We start from the raw sequence: 24595 nt of genomic DNA on the forward strand, positions 1-24595 counted from the left end.
TTTTTCTTTATCTTATACACAATATAGTGTAAAATTATAATATATCTTAATATAATTATAGATATATTCAGCTAACAATAATGTCTATTTGAATAATAATTGATATAGCTATACCATACGTAAGCTAAAAGGAGTATTTATAATGGGGATTGCTGTTGGTCTGCCAGCACTGAAAATAATTTTGCTTGCAATAATATTTTTATCTATATTGATAGAGGTTAAAACAGGTGGTTCAGGTTTTGGTGCTTTATTAGGAATGATAGCTGCTGCTATATTTTGGGGCAGCAGCTATATAAATGGTCTTGTCAACATTTACCATATTGCTTTATTTTTAGGCGGTATACTATTTATAATAGTTGAACTTTTTACTCCGGCAACTGGAATTTTTGCAGCATTAGGCATTGTAATGATGTTGTATAGTATTATACTGGCATTAGGGGGGAATCTCAGTGCTGTATATATGTTGCTTGGATCTTTTATCATTGCCATAATAATTTTTATATTTATAATAAAAAAACTTCCTGCCAGTAAATTATGGTCAAAAATTATCTTAGTCAATTCTTCAACGGAAGAAAAAGGCTATATAAGCAACATTGACAATTCTTCTTTACTTCATAAAGAAGGTATTGTTATCACTGAACTTCGTCCGTCCGGCACTGCTCTTATCGATGGTACTCCAGTAGATGTTATTTCAGAAGGATCCTATATAAAAAAAGGAGAAAAAATACACGTTATACAAACTACTGGTGGCCGGGTTATCGTAAGAAAAATATAAAACTAATTTAACTATGTAATTTGGAGGTTACAAAATGGAAATATTGCTTGGATCTGGTTTTCTGCTTATCATTGCTGTTGTCATCGTGATGCTATTTCTTTACTTTGTTCCATTGGGACTATGGATCTCTGCTCTTGCTGCAAATGTATCAGTTGGCATATTTACATTAGTGGGTATGCGTATGCGCCGTGTTATACCACAGAAAATAATCTTACCATTAATTAAAGCCAATAAAGCCGGATTGACCGTTAACGCTAACCAGTTAGAGGCCCACTATCTTGCCGGTGGTAATGTTGATAAAGTAGTCGATGCTTTAATCGCCTCTCAAAGAGCACAGATACCCTTGCCTTTTGAACGTTCCGCAGCTATAGATCTAGCTGGACGTGATGTATTAGAAGCTGTGCAGATGAGTGTCAATCCTAAGGTAATAGAAACACCTGTTGTTTCTGCTGTTGCTAAAAATGGCATAGAATTAAAAATCAAAGCCCGGGTAACAGTTCGAGCTAATATCGACCGACTGGTTGGCGGCGCTGGAGAACCTACTATAATTGCCCGTGTAGGAGAAGGTATTGTCACTACTGTAGGTTCATCAGAAAGTCATACTGATGTTCTAGCCAACCCTGATGATATTTCTAAAACTGTATTGGGTAAAGGTTTAGATGCTGGAACTGCTTTTGAAATTTTATCAATTGATATTGCTGATATAGATGTAGGCAGAAATATCGGTGCCCAACTACAAACTGATCAAGCTGAAGCTGATAAACGTATTGCCCAAGCCAAAGCTGAAGAAAGACGAGCAATGGCTGTAGCTAAGGAACAAGAAATGCGTGCTTATACTCAAGAAATGCAGGCTCGTGTTGTTGAAGCCCAGTCAGAAGTTCCTCATGCACTTGCAGCAGCTCTGCGTGAAGGAAAACTCGGTGTAATGGATTATTATAATCTAAATAATATCAAGGCTGACACTAAAATGCGCGAAACCATTGGTAAAACTTCTGATAATCACACTCAGCAGCCACCTCAATCGGTAAAATAGGTGAATTAAATGACTACACTTATAATTATTGCTGCTATAGTTATATATATTTTTTCCTTAACAGACAAGAAAAAAAAGCGGCAGAAAAAAACTTTCCCACCGATAACCAAACCTACAGATAAAAATAATACTTCTTCAGATAAAAAAACTTATGATTACATGATTCGTAAACCCAATAAAGTTCAAGAGCCAGAAAAACAGCTGTCACCTGAACCTAAAGCTCCTGGGACTACAATTGTCTTTTCTAAACCAAATATAAATACTCCAAATATGCATATTGATAAAAGTAATGAGCAAAATATTCCTAGTCCACTTAGTGATAAACCTTGTATGCTAAACATTTTACCCACCTCTAATTACGAGACTTCACAACCCATAGATATCACCAGACAATCAATTCTGCGGGCTGTTACTTATATAGAGGTACTGGGTCCACCAAAATCTTTAAAATATATGGAACAATTCGGCATAAAACGTTTCCCGCTAAAATAGCTATCACCTGAACTGAACTTACAATACTAATATCTCGTTTATAATACACATATTTTACATTAATAATTTATTGCTATAACTATTTTAATTAATCAATAAGGTGAATTTATGATTACATTACCTGTAGACAGGCTGCGTCCTGGAATGATAATATGCCAGAGCATTTATGATGATAACGGACTTTTTTTACTGCGCCGTGGCACAAAGCTGACTCCTTTTTACATATTTAAAATTCAGCAAGCCGGAATAAAAGAAGTAACTGTAATATCAACAAATATTTCTACTCGTTTTGTGCTACCTAATGACATTGTTTGTGAAGCTACACGCATTGCTGCCATAAAAAATTTATCTAACTCTCTTGATGAACTAGAAAAAAAAGGCATACTCTTAGTAGATAAACTGCAAAGTTCCATAATTTCTATCATAAAAGAAATTATGAAAAATAAAGATAATCTGGTACAAATGACTGATATTCGCACTCATGACAGTTACACTATGGTCCATTCTGTAAATGTTGCTGTTTTATCATCATTAATTGGTGTATTATATAATCTATCTTACAGGGATTTAGAAGAACTGACACTAGGTGCTATGCTGCACGATATCAGAAAAACTTCTATTCCTGTTGAAATTTTAAATAAATCTACTACGCTTTCAGAAGATGAATTTTCCTTCATAAGAAAACATCCCGTTTTTTCTATGCAAAAACTACGCAAGGCTGGACATTTCAGTAACAATATTATTGATATAGCCGGTCAGCATCATGAAAAAATAGATGGAACCGGTTACCCATATAAGCTTGTTGACAAACAGATAAATTTTTATGCTAAAATTGTGGCAATAGCGGATGTATACGATGCTCTTACCAGCGTACGTCCTTATAAAAAAGCCTATAAACCGCATATAGCATATAATATTATGATGTTTCATTCACAAGGACAGTTTGATATGAAAATATTAAAAAAATTTTTTGATAATGTCGCTATTTATCCTAATGGAACTATTTTAAAAACCAATATGGGTACAGCTATAGTAAAAAAATCTATATATGGGAAGATACTGGCTCCTATTATCTATATCTTTACTGATAAATCAGAAAAGCTTTTACCTAAGCCGATATTACTAAATTTATCACAAAATAATTATTGTTATATTGAACGCGTCTATGATGATTATGAAGTATTGTCCTTGATAGAAAAACTCAATTTTGATCCAGTAACACTTTTATATTTGCCAGATGAACAATAGTTATTTAAGCATGCATAGTAGTAAAAATTGTCATACATACTTTTATTCAAAAATGAACCCACTATAACACGGTAGTGAGTTCATTTTTTATAAAATAAATACTATTCATATGATAATTCCTTGTTTTTAAACTATTTTTTCTCCATTATATTGTTCACCGCCAGCATTAGGAAGAATACCATATTTTTCTGTCCATTCCATCTTATATTTAACAGCCTGCGCATGCATATTTTCCATCGTCTTTGCATCCATTGTTTTTACAACTTTCGCCGGCATTCCTAAAACTAATGAATGTGGCGGAATAATTGTATTCTTTGTTACTAGGGCTCCTGCTCCTACAATAGACCCCGTACCAATTACAGCTCCATCAAGAACAGTGGCATGCATTCCAATAAGACAGTTATCTTTAACAGTACAAGCATGAAGAATTGCACTATGCCCCACTGTAACAAAATCTCCCACAATACATGGCAAATTATCAGCTACATGTAATACGGCATTATCCTGAATATTACTGTACTTACCTATTTTAATTGGCGCAATATCACCACGAACAGTAGCATTAAACCATACACTGCTGTATTCATCCATCTCTACAGCACCAATAATACAGCCTTCCTGAAACACATATGCTTTTTTGTCAATAATAGGAGTTTTACCTCTAAAATCTTTAATCATACTAGATCCTTCCTTTTCACAAAATACTATTTATTTATAATATTATCATATTTTTCCCTTATTATAAAGAAGATTTATACTTATAAGGAACAAGTCATCTAGTATAATACTTTCTCAATAAAGCTATTTCTTCAGCATAACCGTCATGATCATTGGATATTTATAAAATAAACAGCAGATGGCATAATTTAGGATGGTTAATTACTCTTACTAACACATCCAAACCAATATTTCCTTGCCTATTTTTCATGTCTGGTCTTTACTTAAATGAACTATCTCTTTTACCATTGCTGTAAATCCACCAGCTGAAGATATGTTATTTCCTATATTTAACATCTGACCACCGCTTTTAATATTATATTACAATATTCATCATTTTTTAGAACAAAGCTGGAGGAATAGGCATCTATTCCCCCGGTTGACTTATGTCAAAACAAGACTGTCTTAAGTATCATAATATAAATTTTACTATATTTTCGTAAAGCGAATAAGGAATCTGCAAATTGTTATTTATCCCCGTTCCTAGTTCTACACCTACACGATTTGCTCCGTGAAAATCACTACCACCTGTCGGCAGCATCTTGTATTTTTTAATCATTGCCGCAGCAAAAGCCTTATCATCTCCGGTATAATTGCTATAATATTTTTCCATTCCATCAAGTCCTTGGATACGGAGATCAGCTATTGCTGATTCCTGGTCAACACGAGTTAATCCTTTTAATCCTATGAATTTATGAAAGTGTGCCAAAGAAATTATTCCTCCTGCCGCATGAATTCCCTCAGCAGTTTCTTTTATAGTGACATTTTTATTGAGACCCAATTCTTCTATTACCGGATTTAAATATTTATCCCAAATTTCCTGAATTTTATCCGAAACCTTAATTGCTGCCATATAACGCATTATTGCATATCTTTCCATATTTTTCCCATATACAAAAGGTTTTACTTTTTCCATACTAATATCTATTCCTTTTTCACGAATAGCTGCAATAACCTTTTCTATTTTATCTTCTTTGTTACTGCGGATTTTTTTATATAATTTTTTAAACTTATCACTCATCGGATTAAATCCCAGGGCTACAACATGTAATTTACGATCTTTATAATCAACAGATACTTCCATACCTGTAATAAATTTAATTCCAATTTTCTCAGCTGCCGTTGCTGCTTCCTGTATACCATCAATAGTATCATGATCAGTAACTGTTATTGCTGATAATCCTGTTTTTTTTGCTAGTTTTACCAATTCTTCAGGAGTACACGTGCCGTCCGACATTGTAGAATGGGCATGTAAATCTATAAATTTCATATTATCCCGCCTTTTGATAATTATACATTTATTGTAAAGCAACTCTTACACAAAAACAATGTAAACTATTTTATATTATTTTTAGTAACAAACGATTCCTGTGCCGCAAAAAAATTATAAACTGCCTGTGCCGCTGATTTTGTCATTCCTTTAACCGCTGCTAATTGAGCGACGTCTGCTTCCTTTATCTTATCCAGTCTGCCAAAATGCTCCCACAATATTCGCCGTCTTTTGGGACCAATCCCATCAATGTGATCTAAAATCGAAACCATATTTCTTTTGCCGCGCAGTTTTCTATGGTAAGTGATCGCAAAACGATGTGCCTCATCACGTATTCGCTGTACTAAATACAAAGCCTCACTATGTCGTGGTAAAATAACAGGTTCACTTTCTCCTTCAGTAAAAATATATTCAAACTGTTTAGCCAGTCCGACTACTGGTACCATCATATGTCCTGCCCCTCTTATTATTTCCAAGGCAGAACTAAGCTGTCCCTTGCCTCCATCAATTATTATAAGATCAGGCATATCATCAGCATCTACTTTTTCATAGCGCCTTTTAGTTACTTCTCTCATTGATAAAAAATCATCTGGTTTTCCTTCTGTAGATTTGATTTTAAATCTTCTGTATGAGGATTTATCTGGCAGCCCATCTTCAAAAACAACCATTGATGCAACTGTTTCTGAACCTTGTATATGAGATATATCAAAACATTCCATACGTCTTGGTAAACGTGCCAAATGCAGATATTTTCCTAATTCCTTAACGGCACCCATAGTCTGAGCATTTTCCTTCATTATACGTTCTTCTTCATCCTTCAGAAATTTTGCTGCATTTTCGGCAGCCATATTGACCAGATCCTTTTTTAATCCTCTTTGCGGTATTATTATATCAATTTTTTTACCCTTTACCGCTGTCAACCATTGTTCCATCAGCAGTCCATCATAAATTTTAATTGGCAGTAAAACTTCCTGCGGTAAAGAAGACGCTTGATTATAATACTGTTTAAAAAACGCTGTCATTACAGCAATATCACTTTCATTTTCAATATTTTTTAATATAAAATGATTCCGGCCGATCATTTTCCCGCCTCTTATATAAAATACCTGCATGCATACACCATATATAGAACGGGCCATCCCCACTGCATCCTGATCTTTGCCATAAGTCATTATCTTCTGTTTTTCAGTAGTCTTTTTTATTGCTGCTAATTGGTCACGCAAAGACGCTGCCAGCTCGAACTGAAAATTCTCTGCTGCCTTTTCCATGCGCTGATAAAGTACTTTTTCCAAGATATCACTTTTACCTTCTAGAAACAATAATACAGATTTTACCATTTCACCATAAGTTTTTTTACCAATTTTCCCTACACATGGAGCCATACATCTTTTTATATGATATTCAAGACAAGGTCGATCAACATTCATATTCTTACAAGTGCGCAGGGGAAAAGATCTTCTCAGAAGTTTCAGGCTTTCTTTCATAGCACCTACATTGGTATACGGTCCAAAATAACGTGAACCATCTTTTTTTATTCTTCTTGTGATTAATACCCGGGGAAAATCTTCTTTCAGGGTTATTTTCAAGTATGGATAAGTTTTATCATCACGCAGACTTATATTATAGCGGGGATGATGCTTTTTTATAAGATTACATTCTAAAATTAAGGCTTCGATTTCTGATCCAGTAATTATTGTTTCAAAATCAGCAATTTTTTTAACCATTGCAATAACTTTTGCCGAATGATTTTTATTACTTTGGAAATATTGTCTTACCCTATTTTTTAATATTACAGCTTTCCCGACATATATTATCCTTTTTGCCGCATCCTTCATTATATATACTCCGGGAGCAGACGGCAGCTGTTTTAATTTTTGTTCTATTAAATCATTCATATATATCAACCATGTTTCTTTATAAATTTTATCCAGATAATTATTTTATAATATTCAACATAAATTGTAAAATAATTATAATCCATTAATATTTATTTATTCTTATATCTTTTTTAATTTTAAATAAAATAAAGGATTATTTTTCTTTAAAGCAGAATTATATATAGTTATCTGCAAAATTAATTTATAATGATAATAAGTTTAACTTACTAATAATGGAGGAATAACCTTGCATAGAAATGATCTTTGCTGGTGCGGCAGCGGCCTTAAATATAAACGCTGTCATCTAGACTTTGATGAAAAAATTGCTTCAATAAAACTTGACCCCAGAAGAGGACAAATAAAACCGCCGCATGAAATAATAAAAAATGAAAAAGATATTGCCGGTATCATAAAAAGCGGCCAAATAAATAATGCTGCCCTCGACCTAGTTGCTGATAACATAAAAGAAGGTATGGACACACTCACATTAAATGATATGGTTCACAAATTCATAGTTGATAACGGTGGCATTCCAGCTTGTTTAAATTACGCCGGATATCCTAAAAGTATATGTATTTCGATAAATAACGTAGTTTGTCACGGTATCCCTTCTAAAGATACTATTTTAAAAGACGGTGATATTGTAAATGTTGACATAACTACTATTTTCGATGGATATTTTGCTGATGCCTCGCGCATGTTCATGATTGGCAATGTATCTCCTGAAGCTAAAAAGCTTGTTGAAGTTACTAAAAAGTGCATGGAATTAGGGATAGAAGCTGTAAGACCATGGCATTTTGTTGGGGATATAGGTGCAATGATCCAAAAATATGCCCATGCTAACAATTACTCTGTAGTCACTGCATTAGGCGGACATGGCGTTGGTAAAAAATTTCATGAAGAACCATTTGTAAACCATGCCGGAGAAAAAAATACCGGGATGCTGCTAGTTCCAGGAATGGTACTTACAGTTGAACCAATGATAAATATTGGTGGTCATGATGTATATACCGATGAAAAAGACGGATGGACCGTTTACACCAAAGATGGCTCACTATCTGCCCAATGGGAAAAGACTATTCTTATCACCCAAACTGGGACACAGATTCTTGCCGATTGATATTTCAGTCATATTACTGAAATCATAAACCCTTTCCAACAATAATCCGCTTTTTGCCTGCTGCTCAGTGAACAGCAGGCAAAAAGTGGTTAATTCCATAAGTAATAAATTTTTAAATTATTTCTACAAACACATAATAATATGTTACAATTAAATAGTCATTCTATTTTTCACGTATATTTTAATAATATCTATACCAACTGTAAAACGAATACAAATAAGAGCACTATTTGTGTTTTATTATATTATATAAGCAGGGTAGATATTACTAATAAAACTTGGTGCTACCAAACAGTAACTGAACTATTTCATTCCATAATTTTCCTGTAATATTTATTTAGACAATTTACCGGAAAGTCTATCACAATAGCTAAGGAGAACATCTTTAATGAAATCATCCAATGAAACAAATGTTATTAAAATGGAAAATATTTCCAAAGTATATGATAACGGTGCAATTGCTCTTGACAACGTAAATATAGAAATAAAATATGGAGAATTTGTTTTTATTGTTGGAACAAGTGGTGCAGGCAAATCCACTTTCATCAAATTATTATTACGGGAAATACTTCCTACAACAGGAAGTTTATTAGTAAATGGCTACTCTATAAATGATATGCAGCAACGTGATATTCCCTATCTACGCCGCGGTCTTGGTGTTATTTTTCAAGACTACCGTCTTTTGCCTAACAAAACTGTTTATGAAAATGTAGCATTTGCCATGCGCGTAATAGAATCGCCCCGGCGCCTGATTCTACGAAGTGTCAATAGTGTCCTAGACGTTGTGGGACTAAGAGAAAAATACAAATGCTTTCCCTCACAATTATCGGGAGGCGAACAGCAGCGTGTAGCTATAGCAAGAGCCGTTGTCAATAATCCTTCAATTGTAATCGCTGATGAACCAACAGGTAATCTTGACCCAGAAACTTCATGGGAAATTATGGATATTTTCCAGCGAATAAATGCCGCAGGAACAACTATCGTAATGGCTACACATGACAAAAGCATTGTAGACACCATGCAGAAACGTGTAATTGCCATAGAAAATGGTCGTATTGCCCGCGATGATTCAATAGGAGGTTATGGCTATGAAATTTAGAACATCAGAATATTTTATAAAGGAAGTTGCCATATCCCTAAAACGCAACAATTGGATGTCCTTAGCTTCAATAGGAACTGTTACTATATCGCTTTTCATCTTAGGAATGTTTATAATGGTCGTTGCTAATCTCGACCGTATGGCATCTACTTTGGAATCACAAGTACAGATAAGTATTTATTTAAAGGATAATATTACCAAACAGCAGCAATCGACTATAGAAGATGAGCTCAAGGGAATACCCGGTATTGACTCCATAAAATATGTATCTAAAGAAGATGCCATGAAACGCTTCAAAAGTAGATTGGGCGATCAGAAATACCTTCTTAATGCCTTAGATAATACCAATCCTTTGCCTAATGCATTTGAAGTTACTGTTAAATCACCTGATATGGTAAAAACTATCTCCCAGAAAGTAACTAAATTCAAGGGCATTGATAGTGCTGTTTATGCCCAGGATGTCGTTGAGCATTTATTCGAACTGACAAAACTCATCCGATTCATTGGTATAGCCGTAATAATTTTCTTAGCCGGAGCAACAATATTTATAATCTCTAACACTATACGATTAACAGTTTTTGCCCGGCGTAAAGAGATAGCTATAATGAAGTATGTAGGTGCAACTGATTGGTTTATTCGTTGGCCATTTTTATTAGAAGGTGTTGTCCTGGGATTCATCGGTGGTGACATTGCTGCCTTACTCCTACATATTTCCTACTCTGTCCTAACCCATAAAATATATGATATGATGGCCTTTTTCCCATTAATTTCCATATATCCTTTTATAACATATATTACACTACTCATTATTTTCAGCGGTATTATTATTGGTGCTTTAGGAAGTACCATATCGATAAAACGATTTCTTGAGGTATAGGAGATTTTTTTATGTTTTTTCACAAACGACTTTGTTATATTCTTACAAGTATAATTATTATAACAAGTTTTTGCAGTTCTGTTTTTGCTGAATCATTGCAAAATAAACTAGATAATTTAAACAATGAGGCTGCTGCCAAAAAAAATGAAATAAATGCAGTAAAATCAAGGGAATTAACTGTATCGGAACAATTGCGTAATATTTCCGCACAAGTAAATAATGCAACAGCAGCTTATAACAATGTAAAAAACCAACTTGATACCACACAAAAAAAGATTGACAATAATGAACAATTGCTGCAAGGAACTCAGAAAAAGCTCAGTAAGCGCCAGGAAATTCTTGATAAAAGGATTCGTGATATATATATGCATGGACAAATAAGCTATATAGACGTACTTGTCGGAGCAAACAGTTTTTCTGACTTTTTGACACGCTTATCACTGGTAAAACGAATAATCCGTTATGATTACAATCTTATAAGCAGTATCATGCAAGAAAAACAAACTATAACTGCCACGAAAAAAGAATTAGAGAGCGACCGCAGTAAAACGGCTAAATTGGTGCAATCAGCAAAAGAAAAATACAATATATTGAAAACTACTGAAGACCAAAAACAAGCTTTGCTATATAAAGTACAACATGATAGAAAAACCGCTGAACAAGCTTATGATGAAATAGTAGCCGCATCACGACAGGTAGAACAACTTATTCAGAATTATAACAGTCAATATGATTCTTCAAGCACGCCTGCCGGAAATGGTACTTTTATATGGCCTTTATCAGGCCCGATTACATCTCCCTTTGGGTGGCGCGTTCATCCGCTTTATGGCCGACGGATATTTCACACCGGCATTGATATTGGTGGCAGCTATGGCACACCAATACATGCAGCAGCCAGTGGTACAGTTATATATGCTGGTTGGATATCCGGCTATGGTAATGCTGTTATTATAAGCCATGGTGGTGGGCTGGAAACACTATATGGTCATAACCAGTCACTTGCCGTCAGCCAGGGACAGCATGTATCACAAGGTCAGGTTATTTCCTATTGCGGTTCTACTGGTAATTCTACCGGGCCTCACTGTCATTTTGAAGTACGTAAAAATGGGCATCCGGTAAACCCTTTGAATTATTTATAAAAATATCTTTTTATTCCACTTTATACTCTATATAAAATTCGTAATATTTGCAGCAGTAATCTATTTTACCAAATTTCCTTGGTCCCGTTTCAAAAAAAATTATTGGATGTGATTAATTTATGAAAATAAAGAAAAAATTTCTAGCTGCATTAGTAATTATCGTCTTTCTTGTATCATCTTTTATTACTCTTACCGGTATCTATTTTCTATGTGGATTCAACCGGTATAAAATATCTGATACTGTACGCTTTTTTAGTGCCTTAAGACTAATACAAACCTATTACGTGAAAAAGGTAGACGATGATAAACTTATCGACGGGGCCATAACCGGAATGGTTAACTCTCTAGGAGATCCTCATTCTATATATCTTAATCAAAGTTTATATAAACGCTTAATGGAACAAACTGAAGGTTCATTCGGTGGAATTGGTGTTGTTATGCAATATGACAAGGATAAAAAAATTGTAAATGTCATCGCCGTCATGAAAAATACTCCTGGAGAAAATGCTGGTATAAAACCGGGTGATGAAATAATTGCCATAGATGATACACCAGCAAAAGATTTTTCCTTTGAACAAATAGCATCCCATATACGAGGACCTGTCGGAACAAGTGTTACTTTGACTATAAAAAATGCCCAGGGAACAAAACAAATAAAAATAACCCGTGCCACAATAAAAACAGCAACAGTAAGTCATCAAATGTTAAAAAATAATATTGGCTATATAAGAATAGGTATGTTTGCTGAAAATACCGGTAATGAATTTACTACAGCTTATGATGATCTACAAAAGCAAAATATGAAGGGACTAATTATCGACCTGCGCTCTAATCCCGGTGGATTATTGACCAGTTGTGTACAAATTGCTAAACAATTAGTACCAAAAGGAATTATTGTTTCAACAGTTGACCGCAATGGCAAAAAAGAAGTTTTCCAATCTGATCTAGCACAAACAAAGTATCCTATAGTCGTATTGATTAATAAAAACAGTGCCAGTGCCGCAGAAATATTATCTGGAGCTTTGCAGGACACCAAAGCAGCTACCCTTGTAGGAACAAAATCCTATGGTAAGGGTTCTGTGCAGCAGATTATTCCTCTAGGCAGTGGCCGTGCATTAAAAATAACAATTGCTAAATACTATACTCCCAGCGGACGATCTATAGATGGCATAGGTATTGAACCTGATGTCCCAGTACAGTTAAATCTTAATGGAACAATCGACAATCAGCTAGAAACAGCAATTAATGTGCTAAAAGAGAAAATGAAATAGTTCACAAAATCATCCTATTAGTTTATACTCTAATTATTGAGTTTATACTCTAATAGGATGATTTTATTTTATTATTCGGGAGATAATATAATGGCAACTGTACCAAAATTAAATACCCTCCATTTAGTGGAAAAGACTCCATTTAAAGTTGTTGCACCATTTAAACCTATGGGCGACCAAAAAGCAGCTATAAAAGATCTTGCTGCCGGAGTAGAAAATGGACAAACCGCACAGGTACTCCTTGGTGCTACAGGCACAGGAAAAACTTTTACCATTGCTAAAATGATAGAAAAAGTACAAAAACCCACTCTTGTAATTGCCCATAATAAGACACTGGCAGCTCAACTTGCTAGTGAATTCAAGGAATTTTTCCCCAACAATGCTGTTGAATATTTTGTCAGTTATTATGATTACTACCAGCCGGAAGCATACATTGCCCAGACAGATACATATATAGAAAAAGATTCTTCCATAAATGATGAAATTGATAAATTACGCCATTCGGCAACTTGTTCTTTATTTGAAAGACGCGATGTAATAATTGTAGCAAGTGTATCGTGCATTTATGGTTTAGGCTCACCAGAAGATTATTATGAACTTGTCCTTTCTGCACGCCGCGGCGAAGAATATCCACGTGATGCCATACTGCGCAAGCTGGTACAAATACAATACGAACGAAATGATATAAATTTTATCCGCGGCAAATTCCGCGTACATGGTGATATTATTGAAATCTATCCTGCTGGCTATCAAGACCGTGCCGTACGTATTGAATTATTTGGTGATGAAATAGACAGAATAAGTGAATTTGACCCTTTAACAGGAAAAATCCTAGGCGAACGAAAAAGTGTTACTATTTTTCCCGCTTCCCATTATGTAACTTCACCGGAAAACATGAAAAGAGCTGTAAAATCAATTGAAGCAGAACTAAATGAGCAAGTAAAATTTTTTGAAAATAAAGGAAAATTATTAGAAGCCCAGCGCATAAAACAGCGTACTAACTATGACTTAGAAATAATGCAGGAAATGGGCTATTGTTCTGGCATCGAAAATTATTCACGCCATTTGACGGGACGAAAAAAAGGTGAATCGCCTTATACCCTTTTAGATTATTTTCCTGAGGATTTTCTTATTGTCGTTGATGAATCACATGTGACTTTACCCCAGCTGCGTGCCATGTATGCTGGTGATCACTCACGTAAAATTTCCCTTGTGGACAATGGGTTTCGTCTTCCTTCTGCCTTTGATTAAATGGGAGCCGCACACTCGTGACTTCAGTCTGAGTTAGGCAACCAAACTAGTCAGTATGTATAGAAATATGCATATAGAGATTGGCAAAGACCAATCCAATACTGCCTGAAATGCTGGAAACTCCTAAAGACAGCATAGCCACAACGCTAAGATGAAACAAGCTCAAACGTGACGGCGACGAAAGTAAAAAAAATATGCTGTATGGTGCAAGGTTAAACCCTAAACACTAAGAAAATGGACAATCAGCAGGAAAGCTCCGAACAGGAGAATCCCCAACGACTATTCCTCTTGAGGGAAGTACAGCCAAGCGGCTGGAAGTGGGCAGACCTTAACGGATAATGCCGAAGGACAAGATATAGTCTGTGCTTTATGGAAACATAAAGGAGTTCATAAGAGAACCGCATGGGAAGTAGCAAGCCCGTGTGAACGACACCTCCCCCATACGACTAAAAAAGAACTTACGACTCTTATATATGTTACTGCAAAGAACTTGCTTTTCTAAAGCCTGCATGTTAAGTTTAAAATAATCAGGCAATAATCTTGTAAAGATAAAAAGAAAAGTGAGCAATCATGGAAAAAGCCTTCAAATTTAGGATATACCCCAACAAAACACAAGAACTACTGCTGCAAAAAACATTTGGCTGCGTAAGATATGTTTTTAATCACTATCTCGACATGCGAATCAAAGCATACAATAATGATAAAACCACACTTACCTATACCAAATGTTCCAGTAATTTAACGCAGTTGAAAAAAGAAAACACCTGGTTAAAAGAACCAGATAAATGTTCCTTACAAAACGCGTTAAAAGACCTCGATACAGCTTACCAGAACTTCTTTAAACATAAAAAAGTTGGCTTTCCTAAATTCAAGACCAAAAAGAACAGGCATAAATCCTACAAGACAAACTTTACCAATAGCAACATTGAATTTCTGGGAACAAAAATAAAACTTCCCAAGCTGGGTAAGGTAAAAATAAGAGATAAACAAATACCACAGGGCAGAATCTTAAACGCAGTAATATCACAAACCCCTGATGGTAAATACTTTGTATCCCTATGCTGTACAGAAATAGAAAAACCTGTTTTTAATCGTACTGACAACTATGTCGGTATCGACCTTGGCCTAAAAGAATTTGCAATCACTTCCGATGGCGATAAACATCCCCATCACAAATACCTGAAACAGTCACTACGAAAACTTGCCAAACTGCAAAAAAGCTTGTCCCGAAAAACAAAGGACAGCTCAAACAGGAACAAAGCAAGAATCAAAGTAGCCAGGCTGCAGGCACGTATTGCAAATCAGCGAAAAGATATGCTGCATAAACTATCTCATAAACTTATAGAAAACTACGATGTTATCTGCTTAGAAGACTTACAAATAAATAACATGCTGAAAAATCACAAATTAGCCAGAAGCATCATAGATGCCAGCTGGTCAGAATTTATCCGTCAGCTAAAATATAAAGCTCAGTGGTATAGCAAAGAAATAGTACAAATAGACAAATTCTATCCATCAAGCCAGCTGTGCCATAATTGTGGTTACCAAAACAAAGAAATAAAAGACCTTACTATAAGGAAATGGGAATGTCCTAACTGTAAATCCCAGCATGACAGAGATATAAATGCCGCCATAAACATTCGCAATGAAGGACTAAGAATATTAAACATAACAGCGTAATAACATATATAAGAACCGTAGGAACTACGGGGATAGCCTGTGGAGATAATGTAAGACGTGCTTTTGGCGCAACTATCTATGAAGTAGGAACCCCGCGACTTTAGTCGTGGGAGGTTCAGAACCGACCTTTACGATTTGAAGAATTTATAGAACGCATTAATCAAATAATTTATGTATCAGCAACTCCGGCTCAGTATGAACTCAGCCAGGCAAATCAGATTGTTGAACAGATAATTCGTCCTACTGGATTATTAGATCCCCGTATAGAAGTCCGCCCGTTAAAATCCCAAATGGATGACTTATTGAGTGAGATAAAAATCCGTATTGATAAGCAGGAACGTGTACTTGTCACTACATTAACAAAAAAAATGGCGGAAAATTTAACTGACTATTTAAAAGACTTAGGTATAAAAGTACGCTATCTCCATTCAGATATTGCCACAATAGAACGTACTGAAATAATCCGCGACCTGCGTTTAGGTGTCTTTGATGTACTCATCGGCATCAATCTGCTGCGTGAAGGCCTGGATATGCCCGAAGTATCTCTGGTAGCTATATTAGATGCTGATAAAGAAGGCTTCCTGCGTTCAGAAACATCACTCATCCAAACTATAGGACGTGCTGCCCGCAATGCCCATGGTATGGTTATTTTATACGCCGACCGTATTACTGATTCCATGAAAAGAGCTATAGAAGAAACTGAACGCCGCCGCAAAATACAGGATACTTATAATAAAAAACACGGCATAACCCCTACTACAATAAAGAAGAAGATTAAAAATCTCATTGAAACGACTATGGTAGCAGAAAACAAAACAGAATATAAAACCAGCAAAAGAAAATTAAAAATGACTGCTAAAGAAAAACAAAAATTAATAATTACCCTGACTAAAGAAATGCAAACTGCATCACGAGCTTTAGAATTTGAAAAAGCTGCTGAATTACGCGATATAATTTTTGAATTGCAAAACGAAAAAAAATTAAAAAAACGATAATTAATACATTACTATGTATAAACTGCTTTTTCCAATTAAATACAAACCTTTCTTGCACTAAAATTAAAATCATTTTATTTATTTAATACAGGTTGGTTAAAAAACAAATAAATAATAATTATATTTTATGTCAAATTTTGAGGTGATTTTATGTTTATTAGTCAAATTTCCAAAATAACCGGCATATGTGAATCTACTTTACGTTATTATGAGAAGAAAAAATTAATTCGCGTCACCCGCAACAAGAATGGCTGCCGTGACTACTCAGAGAATGACATTGAATGGATACTTTTCATTAAACGACTCAAGGATACCGGCATGCTGCTGCGTGATATCCAAACCTACGCCAAGCTCCGCTATCAGGGCGATGCTACTATGCGGGCTCGTTTAAATCTTTTACTAAAACATCGGCACTATGTATTAAAAAAACAGCGACAATGGCTGGATTACTTAAATAATTTAGACGCAAAAATAAAAATATATAAAGTCAAGTTGAAAAAAGCTCCAATAAAAGTTCAGTAAACAAAATTAAATTTAATATCTATAGTTTATATAAATAAACTATAGATATTTTTTTTTTTTTACTATATACTATTCCTATGATATAAAAAATCTTAGGAGTTGAAAATTTTGCCGGATTCTATAAAAATAAAAGGGGCTCGTTCCCATAATTTAAAAAATATCGATGTAACTATTCCACGTGATAAACTAGTAGTAATAACTGGTTTATCCGGTTCTGGCAAATCTTCTCTGGCTTTTGACACTATATACGCCGAAGGACAAAGGCGCTACGTAGAATCATTATCATCATATGCTCGGCAGTTTCTAGGCCAAATGGACAAACCAGATGTAGATTATATAGAAGGTCTTTCCCCGGCAATATCCATTGACCAAAAAACTACAAGCCGGAATCCTCGTTCAACAGTTGGCACCGTCACAGAAATATATGACTATCTCCGCTTATTATTCGCCCGTGTCGGAAAACCACACTGTCCCATATGTGGCAAGCCCATCACCCAGCAATCTGTCGACCAAATTCTTGATAATATAATGAACCTGCCACCTCAAACCAAACTACTCATAATGGCCCAGGTAATCCGCGGAAAAAAGGGACAGCATAAAAAAATCCTGGAAAGTATCCGTAAACAAGGCTATGTTCGTGTCCGTATTGACGGAGAAATAATGGATATAAATGATGATATTGATTTAGAAAAGAATAAAAAACACACTATTGATGTCATTATTGACCGGCTTATTGTAAGAGAAGGTATAGAATCCCGTCTAGCTGATTCTATAGAAACAGCCTTGGATTTAGGTCATGATATCGTTTACGTACAAATCATTGATGGTAAACTTTTAATGTACAGCCAAAATTTTGCCTGTATTGACTGTGGTATAAGCCTACCTGAAATTGCCCCAAGGTTATTTTCCTTTAATAGTCCTTACGGTGCCTGTCCAGAATGTGATGGGCTTGGCAGTAAACAAGAATTTGATATTGATTTAGTCATGCCTGATAAAACACTTTCCTTTAGTGACGGTTTATTCGCCCCTTTATCAAAAAATCCCGCATCATATGCCATGTGTCAAATTGAGGCTGTATTAAAATCCTATGGTTATACACTTGATACTACCTGGCCAGCTGTAAAAGAAAAAGTACAAAAAATACTTCTTCAGGGATCAGGTAATGAATGTTTTTCCTTCTCTTACGAAAACATGTTCGGGGAACTAAAAGAATATCATACAGCCTTCGAGGGTGTTCTGCCGTTATTAGCCCGCCGTTATAAAGAAACCAATTCCGATGTAATGCGGGAAAGCTATGAGGCATATATGAGCATAACCCCATGTCCCGTATGCCATGGAGCCCGCTTAAAACCAGAAGCACTTGCTATAACTATTGGCAGCAAGAATATTAACGAAGTGACCAATATGACTATTGCTGAAGCTGACAAATTTTTCTGCTCGCTAAAATTGAGTAAGCGTGATAAAATGATCGCCGCACAAATACTAAAAGAAATAAATTCCCGTCTTGGTTTTCTATTAAATGTTGGATTAGATTATCTTACATTAAGCCGGGCAGCCGGAACATTATCAGGCGGTGAAGCGCAGCGTATACGTCTAGCCACACAAATAGGCTCGGGACTTATGGGCGTATTATACATACTTGATGAACCTAGTATTGGGTTGCATCAACGTGATAATAATCGTCTGCTTGCTACATTAAAACATCTGCGGGATCTTGGAAATACTCTTATAGTAGTAGAACATGATGAAGATACTATGTATGCTGCTGATGACATCATCGACATTGGACCGGCAGCTGGTGCTAATGGGGGCAGAGTTGTTGCGCAAGGAACAGCCGCAGAAATACAAAAAATTCCTGAATCAATTACCGGCCAATATTTAAGCCGTAAAAAATTTATCCCTGTACCACTGATCAGAAGAAAAGGCAATGGCAAATACATTGAAGTAATCGGCGCTGCTGAAAATAACCTGAAAAACCTGCGTGTAAAATTTCCTTTAGGTGTACTGACACTTGTCACTGGAGTATCAGGCTCAGGAAAATCCACTTTAGTAAATGAAATACTATATAAGGGACTCGCTGCAAAATTTTATACCAGTAAAGGTAAACCCGGCAAATATAAAGCTATTAAAGGCGTTGAAAACATTGATAAAATAATTAATATAGACCAATCACCTATTGGACGCACTCCTCGCTCTAATCCAGCAACTTACACCAGTGTATTTGACACAATACGCCAAGTATTCAGCCAGACAAAAGAAGCTAAAATACGCGGTTATAAACCAGGAAGATTCAGTTTTAACGTTAAAGGTGGACGTTGTGAAGCCTGTCACGGTGACGGCATTATAAAAATAGAAATGCATTTTCTTCCTGATATATATGTTCCTTGCGAAGTATGCAAGGGAGCTCGTTATAACAGAGAAACTTTAGAAGTAAAATATAAGGGAAAAAATATATCAGATGTCTTAAACATGGTAATTGATGAAGCAGTTGAATTTTTTCAAAATATCCCCCGCTTGGCACGGCAGCTCAAGACTTTACAGGATGTGGGACTTGGTTATATGCAGTTGGGACAGCCTGCCACTACTCTATCAGGTGGTGAAGCTCAACGCATAAAGCTGGCTGCTGAGCTGGCCAAACGCAGTACAGGAAAGACTTTGTATATTTTAGATGAACCAACAACAGGCCTTCACACTGCTGATATTCACAAATTGATGGAAGTATTACAACGTTTAGTCAATAATGGTGATACCGTTATTGTCATAGAACATAATCTTGATGTAATAAAAACTGCTGATTATATAATTGATCTTGGCCCTGAGGGCGGCGATAAAGGGGGTACCGTAGTTGCCAAGGGAACTCCCGAGGAAATAGTAAAAGTAAAAGAATCATATACAGGCCATTTCCTGGCTCCAATACTTAAAGAAGGCATAAAATTAACCAAAGATGCCCAGGTTGAATAAAAATTTCTATATTTTCCATACAAAAGACTGCCGCAGAATGATCCTGCGGCAGTCTTTTGTATAACTTCTCTATTCACCTATCGTTGTTAACTTTGTATTATTTTAAACCTGCTAATTTTACCTGCTGTAATTTAGGTCCCATAATACGTTTATACGCTTCTACTCCAGGCTGATTAAATGCATCAACATCAGCAAGTTCACCTTCATATGCTACTGACATCGCCAGCATATATAAAAGTTCACCTAAATGATACGCATTTAACTGCGGCAAACTGAATACAGCATTAAAACGATGATTTGATATAAGCGCATCGGCATTAGACTGGCGTGCTACTTCCAATGCCTGTCCCATTGTTACCCCTGAAATATCTGACAATTTTTTTGCTTCAGGAAAAGCATTAGGAATAACAATATCCTTATCCCATTTATCTATACGAATAAATTGGACAACTTTATTTAAGCTGCCTTCCTGATGCTGCTGAGTTTGCGAATGCATATCACGCGTTCCTATAGCAACTATAGGAGTACGACCATAACATACTTCCCGGCCTTCTTTGTCAAATTGTTTTCCCAGCGATTCAGCTAATAGCTGAATATACCACATTGATACCGATTCCAAATAATCACCATATGGCATCATTACTTCTTCATTACGACCATATTTTTCAGATGCAATAAATTTAAGAGCAGCATTAAGCATTGCCGGATTTTTCCATATATTATCATCCTGGCAGGCAATATCCATCTGCCTGGCCCCTTCTAAAAAGGCTTCTATATCAAAACCAATAACAGCAGCCAAAACTAGTCCTACTTCACAAAAAATCGTAAACCGACCACCTACACCATCAGGAACAGCAAATGTTTCCCATTTATTTTTCATAGCCATTTTCTTGAGAAGTGTAGGCTTTTCTTCATTAGGATCAGTAACAGCAGTAACTTCCACTTCTATATTAGGATTACGTTTTAAAGCATCATATATGACCATAAAGTTAGACATTGTATCAAGTGTACCACCTGATTTTGATATGCATATAAGCATAACTTTATACGTATGTGGACTTTTTTTATCATGGTGCATAGCCATATCAGCCATATAATTTATATATTCAAGTAAATCCCCTGTACTGCGCGGGTCAATATTATTTCCACTAAAAAACACTTTTGGGTATCCATTGCGTTCTTCTTTTGTTTTTAAATTCCAAAAACTACCGCACTGAACATCAAACAGAACCTTATTCCCCAGAAAAGAACCACCAATTCCCAATGAAATGACGGCATCAACCCTATTTTTTACAGATTCACCAAATTTTTTCAAACGACTTATTGATTCGGGTGAATTCAAATTGCCTTCTTTTACATATGGCAGCTGGCTAAATAAAACTTTTTCTGGTGTACCATCTTTTGATAAATGTCCCCGGATAATACCAGTTTTACGCATAACATCCATTGCCTTGTGTGCTTTTTGCAGCCTAGGCATCATTTCCTGCACATCAGCCTCAGTTACGCATCCTTCGCCTAAAAGATTGTCATAATCGAATTCAAATCCTGATTTCAGTTTTAAACTCATTATTCAATATACCCCTCTCTACATAAATACTTTATCATATTTAGGAAATATTTTCCCAAACATAAGACATCTTTTATTTCAGCAAAGGCCCAATAGTTTTCACCATATAGGCCATAAATCTATCACGCAATTCCGGTCTTTTTAAAGCATATTCCACTGTTGCCTCCAAAAAACCTTCTTTATCGCCTATATCATAACGCCTACCAGCAAAATTAAATGCATAAACTTTTTGCTTGCGGCTCAATTCACATATAGCATCTGTCAATTGTATTTCATTACCACTTCCTGGTTTTGTATGTTCTAATATACCAAAAATTTCTGGTTCCAAAATATACCGTCCCAATACAGCCAAATCAGATGGTGCCTTGTCAATTGGCGGTTTTTCCACCAAGTTTTTGGCCAGCCAGATATTATCATTTACCTGCTGCGGATCTACTATTCCATAATTACATACCTGCGAATGAGGTACTTTCTGCACGCCAAGGATACTGCCACCTAAATCATCATAAGCTTTTATCAGCTGTGACAAGCATGGTACTTCCGCATCTACAAGGTCATCTCCCAGTAATACCGCAAAGGGTTCATCGCCAACAAATTGTTTAGCACACAAAACAGCATGTCCTAAACCACGTGCTTCTTTTTGCCGTATAAAATGAAGTGATATATTGGATATTTCCTCAATCGTCTTTAACATTTCATATTTTCCCTTTGCCTTAAGCTGCATTTCTAATTCCAGGGATCTGTCAAAATGGTCTTCGATAGAACGCTTATTCCGCCCTGTTATTACTAGAATTTCCTCTATCCCTGAAGCAATAGCTTCTTCGACAATAAACTGTATTGCTGGTTTATCAACAATCGGCAGCATTTCTTTAGGTTGAGCTTTTGTAGCTGGTAAAAATCTAGTTCCCAATCCCGCAGCTGGTATAATAGCTCTTTTTATCTTTTTTTTCATAAAATTACATTCCTATCTGCTTATTAATTTAGTGCTGATTGAGCTGTATTCATTGAGTACAGTAAATACCATATATCATGCTCGTATGATATTAAGCAATTCCTCTGTTTTAGTTTTAAGTAAAGTCTTATCTCCACGCGATTCAACATTAAGACGAATAACCGGTTCAGTATTAGATATACGTAAATTAAATCGCCATTTATCATACGACACACTAAGTCCGTCTGTTTTATCCACTTTACCAGCAGGCCCATATATTTTTTCTATTTTTTCCATAACAGCCTTAGCATCTTTTACCGTGCTGTTTATTTCACCACTTATAGGATATCGCTGCATACGTTCTTCTAAAATCTCAGACAAGGGACGTCCCGCTTTGCACATTAATTCCAAAACTAAAAGCCATGTTATCATACCACTATCGCAAAAAGTGAATTCGCGGAAATAATTATGCGCTGACATTTCCCCGCCGTAAACAGCATTGACTTTACGCATTTTTTCTTTAATAAAAGCATGTCCGCTCTTACACAATACAGGTACCCCACCAGCCTGTTCAACAATTTCAATAGTATTCCATATAAGCCGGGGGTCATAAATTATTTTTGCTCCAGGATTTTTAGCCAGAAAAGCTTTAGCTAAAAATCCAACAATATAATATCCTTCAATCATATTGCCCTTTTCATCAAAAATAAAGCAGCGGTCAAAGTCCCCATCCCATGCAACACCTACATCAGCTTTATTTTCTCTGACAGCTTTAGCTGTAACTTCACGATTTTCAACCAAAATAGGATTAGGCACCCCATTAGGAAAGTTTCCATCCGGTTCATTATTTATCTTTATAAATTCAAAAGGCAGCATTTTTTCCATCATATCAATAATAGGACCGGCAGAACCATTTCCAGCATTAACAACAACTTTTAGCGGCTTAAGCTCTTTTATGTCTACATATTTTATAATATGATTAACATAATCATTCATAATATCTTGTTTAATTACAATTCCTTTTACTGCTGCTTTTGTTCCTATCTTACCTGCAATAACCCTATCTTCTATTTCCTTTAAACCCGTATCAGAACTAATAGGCCGAGCCCCCTCACGAACGAGTTTCATGCCATTATAATCTTTGGGATTATGACTAGCAGTTATCATTATTCCGCCGTCAAGCTGCAAAAAGTATGTCGCAAAATAAATCATTTCAGTACCACACTGACCAATATCAACAACGTCACATCCCATGTCAGTAAATCCTCGTACAAGTGCATCTCTCAATTTTGGCCCTGACAATCTTATATCATGTCCCACAACAACTTTTTTAGGTTTAAAAATATCAACAAATACACACCCCACCCGATAAGCAAGTTCTTCATTTACTTCTTCTGGATATTTGCCGCGAATATCATACGCTTTAAATCCTGCACGTTTTAATTCCATATAAATTTCTCCTCTTACGTTAAATTTTCTGGTAATTAACTGTCACTTGCTATTTCAGCGATAATTTACACTCTTTAATACCTTTGTGCTAAAAAACTTTCTTGTCCAATAATACTAATATCATAACCCTAAACAGGCCATTCTCATATATCCCACATTTTTTAAATCTATTCTCGCCTATACTATTTTAGTAATAGCAGAAGCCCCTGCTTTTTAAGAAACTTTATATCTTACAATTCAACTATATACTTGACAGCTGTACCTAAAAAATAGAATAATTTTTGCCTTCTACAACATCTTCATCTCGCGATAATAAAAATA

The 24595-nt window shown here is 35.6% G+C and carries 18 protein-coding genes and 2 pseudogenes; 14 read left to right on the forward strand and 6 right to left on the reverse strand.

Annotated elements, in window-relative coordinates; translation table 11 throughout:
• Positions 1 to 142: 142 nt before the first annotated feature.
• The 4 genes from I6760_RS01615 (at position 143) to I6760_RS01630 (ending at position 3548) form a co-directional block, all read left to right on the forward strand.
• Positions 143 to 775 carry an NfeD family protein gene (locus I6760_RS01615; RefSeq protein ID WP_196592779.1) on the forward strand — a complete coding sequence of 211 codons (633 nt, stop codon included), beginning with the start codon at positions 143 to 145 and terminating at the stop codon, positions 773 to 775.
• A gap of 34 nt (positions 776 to 809) precedes the next feature.
• Positions 810 to 1808, forward strand: a complete 999-nt coding sequence (gene floA / locus I6760_RS01620) for a flotillin-like protein FloA (RefSeq protein ID WP_196592780.1) — start codon at positions 810 to 812, stop codon at positions 1806 to 1808.
• A gap of 9 nt (positions 1809 to 1817) precedes the next feature.
• Complete coding sequence (locus I6760_RS01625) at positions 1818 to 2300, forward strand: hypothetical protein (protein WP_196592781.1); 483 nt, start codon at positions 1818 to 1820, stop codon at positions 2298 to 2300.
• A 108-nt stretch (positions 2301 to 2408) separates the two neighbouring features.
• Positions 2409 to 3548, forward strand: a complete 1140-nt coding sequence (locus I6760_RS01630; protein WP_196592782.1) for an HD-GYP domain-containing protein — start codon at positions 2409 to 2411, stop codon at positions 3546 to 3548.
• A gap of 126 nt (positions 3549 to 3674) precedes the next feature.
• On the opposite strand, the gene I6760_RS01635 is transcribed toward I6760_RS01630, so the two are convergent.
• From I6760_RS01635 to uvrC, 3 genes are all read right to left on the reverse strand, one after another.
• Positions 3675 to 4226 carry a gamma carbonic anhydrase family protein gene (locus I6760_RS01635; RefSeq protein WP_196592783.1) on the reverse strand — a complete coding sequence of 184 codons (552 nt, stop codon included), beginning with the start codon at positions 4224 to 4226 and terminating at the stop codon, positions 3675 to 3677.
• Between the two features lie 451 nt (positions 4227 to 4677).
• Positions 4678 to 5535: a PHP domain-containing protein gene (locus I6760_RS01640; protein ID WP_196592784.1), complete on the reverse strand. Its 858-nt coding sequence runs from the start codon at positions 5533 to 5535 to the stop codon at positions 4678 to 4680.
• Between the two features lie 65 nt (positions 5536 to 5600).
• Positions 5601 to 7430 (reverse strand): excinuclease ABC subunit UvrC, encoded by a 1830-nt coding sequence (gene uvrC, locus I6760_RS01645; RefSeq protein ID WP_231036040.1) that lies wholly within the window; start codon positions 7428 to 7430, stop codon positions 5601 to 5603.
• Between the two features lie 229 nt (positions 7431 to 7659).
• On the opposite strand from uvrC, the gene map reads away from it, so the two are divergent.
• From map to uvrA, 10 genes and pseudogenes are all read left to right on the forward strand, one after another.
• Positions 7660 to 8532, forward strand: a complete 873-nt coding sequence (gene map, locus I6760_RS01650) for a type I methionyl aminopeptidase (RefSeq protein WP_196592785.1) — start codon at positions 7660 to 7662, stop codon at positions 8530 to 8532.
• A 388-nt stretch (positions 8533 to 8920) separates the two neighbouring features.
• Positions 8921 to 9631 (forward strand): cell division ATP-binding protein FtsE, encoded by a 711-nt coding sequence (gene ftsE, locus I6760_RS01655; protein ID WP_196592786.1) that lies wholly within the window; start codon positions 8921 to 8923, stop codon positions 9629 to 9631.
• The gene (gene ftsX / locus I6760_RS01660; RefSeq protein WP_196592787.1) at positions 9621 to 10508 is read left to right on the forward strand and encodes a permease-like cell division protein FtsX; all 888 of its coding nucleotides are present in this window, start codon (positions 9621 to 9623) and stop codon (positions 10506 to 10508) included. Before ftsE ends, ftsX begins: the two co-directional genes overlap by 11 nt.
• Before the next feature lie 11 nt (positions 10509 to 10519).
• On the forward strand, positions 10520 to 11647 hold the full coding sequence (locus I6760_RS01665) for a murein hydrolase activator EnvC family protein (protein WP_196592788.1): 1128 nt from the start codon (positions 10520 to 10522) through the stop codon (positions 11645 to 11647).
• A gap of 119 nt (positions 11648 to 11766) precedes the next feature.
• Positions 11767 to 12918 (forward strand): S41 family peptidase, encoded by a 1152-nt coding sequence (locus I6760_RS01670; protein WP_196592789.1) that lies wholly within the window; start codon positions 11767 to 11769, stop codon positions 12916 to 12918.
• A 90-nt stretch (positions 12919 to 13008) separates the two neighbouring features.
• A pseudogene (locus I6760_RS01675) lies at positions 13009 to 14166 on the forward strand (DEAD/DEAH box helicase family protein); the annotation flags it as partial.
• Positions 14167 to 14739: 573 nt separating this feature from the next.
• A complete protein-coding gene (tnpB, locus tag I6760_RS01680) occupies positions 14740 to 15849 on the forward strand; it encodes an IS200/IS605 family element RNA-guided endonuclease TnpB (RefSeq protein ID WP_196592790.1) in 1110 nt (369 codons plus the stop codon).
• A 119-nt stretch (positions 15850 to 15968) separates the two neighbouring features.
• Positions 15969 to 16844, forward strand: a pseudogene (locus I6760_RS01685) (helicase-related protein); the annotation flags it as partial.
• Positions 16845 to 16994: 150 nt separating this feature from the next.
• Complete coding sequence (locus tag I6760_RS01690; RefSeq protein ID WP_196592791.1) at positions 16995 to 17366, forward strand: MerR family transcriptional regulator; 372 nt, start codon at positions 16995 to 16997, stop codon at positions 17364 to 17366.
• Positions 17367 to 17474: 108 nt separating this feature from the next.
• Positions 17475 to 20327: an excinuclease ABC subunit UvrA gene (uvrA, locus tag I6760_RS01695; protein ID WP_196592792.1), complete on the forward strand. Its 2853-nt coding sequence runs from the start codon at positions 17475 to 17477 to the stop codon at positions 20325 to 20327.
• Between the two features lie 97 nt (positions 20328 to 20424).
• Here the strand turns inward: uvrA and I6760_RS01700 are convergent, their stop codons facing one another.
• From I6760_RS01700 to I6760_RS01710, 3 genes are all read right to left on the reverse strand, one after another.
• On the reverse strand, positions 20425 to 21894 hold the full coding sequence (locus I6760_RS01700) for a glucose-6-phosphate isomerase (RefSeq protein ID WP_196592793.1): 1470 nt from the start codon (positions 21892 to 21894) through the stop codon (positions 20425 to 20427).
• 73 nt (positions 21895 to 21967) lie between these two features.
• Positions 21968 to 22846: a UTP--glucose-1-phosphate uridylyltransferase GalU gene (gene galU / locus I6760_RS01705; RefSeq protein ID WP_196592794.1), complete on the reverse strand. Its 879-nt coding sequence runs from the start codon at positions 22844 to 22846 to the stop codon at positions 21968 to 21970.
• 75 nt (positions 22847 to 22921) lie between these two features.
• Positions 22922 to 24274, reverse strand: a complete 1353-nt coding sequence (locus I6760_RS01710) for a phosphohexomutase domain-containing protein (protein ID WP_196592795.1) — start codon at positions 24272 to 24274, stop codon at positions 22922 to 22924.
• Positions 24275 to 24595: the final 321 nt, after the last annotated feature.

Source organism: Pectinatus sottacetonis, assembly GCF_015732155.1.
Lineage (GTDB): Bacteria > Bacillota > Negativicutes > Selenomonadales > Selenomonadaceae > Pectinatus > Pectinatus sottacetonis.

Coding starts and splice junctions, on each gene's coding strand:
- tnpB (WP_196592790.1), top strand. CDS start 14,740: ATGGAAAAAGCCTTCAAATTTAGGATATACCCCAACAAAACACAAGAA.
- I6760_RS01630 (WP_196592782.1), top strand. CDS start 2,409: ATGATTACATTACCTGTAGACAGGCTGCGTCCTGGAATGATAATATGC.
- I6760_RS01670 (WP_196592789.1), top strand. CDS start 11,767: ATGAAAATAAAGAAAAAATTTCTAGCTGCATTAGTAATTATCGTCTTT.
- I6760_RS01690 (WP_196592791.1), top strand. CDS start 16,995: ATGTTTATTAGTCAAATTTCCAAAATAACCGGCATATGTGAATCTACT.
- I6760_RS01625 (WP_196592781.1), top strand. CDS start 1,818: ATGACTACACTTATAATTATTGCTGCTATAGTTATATATATTTTTTCC.
- I6760_RS01700 (WP_196592793.1), bottom strand. CDS start 21,894: ATGAGTTTAAAACTGAAATCAGGATTTGAATTCGATTATGACAATCTT.
- ftsX (WP_196592787.1), top strand. CDS start 9,621: ATGAAATTTAGAACATCAGAATATTTTATAAAGGAAGTTGCCATATCC.
- I6760_RS01710 (WP_196592795.1), bottom strand. CDS start 24,274: ATGGAATTAAAACGTGCAGGATTTAAAGCGTATGATATTCGCGGCAAA.
- uvrC (WP_231036040.1), bottom strand. CDS start 7,430: ATGAATGATTTAATAGAACAAAAATTAAAACAGCTGCCGTCTGCTCCC.
- ftsE (WP_196592786.1), top strand. CDS start 8,921: ATGAAATCATCCAATGAAACAAATGTTATTAAAATGGAAAATATTTCC.
- I6760_RS01615 (WP_196592779.1), top strand. CDS start 143: ATGGGGATTGCTGTTGGTCTGCCAGCACTGAAAATAATTTTGCTTGCA.
- floA (WP_196592780.1), top strand. CDS start 810: ATGGAAATATTGCTTGGATCTGGTTTTCTGCTTATCATTGCTGTTGTC.
- I6760_RS01665 (WP_196592788.1), top strand. CDS start 10,520: ATGTTTTTTCACAAACGACTTTGTTATATTCTTACAAGTATAATTATT.
- I6760_RS01640 (WP_196592784.1), bottom strand. CDS start 5,535: ATGAAATTTATAGATTTACATGCCCATTCTACAATGTCGGACGGCACG.
- galU (WP_196592794.1), bottom strand. CDS start 22,846: ATGAAAAAAAAGATAAAAAGAGCTATTATACCAGCTGCGGGATTGGGA.
- I6760_RS01635 (WP_196592783.1), bottom strand. CDS start 4,226: ATGATTAAAGATTTTAGAGGTAAAACTCCTATTATTGACAAAAAAGCA.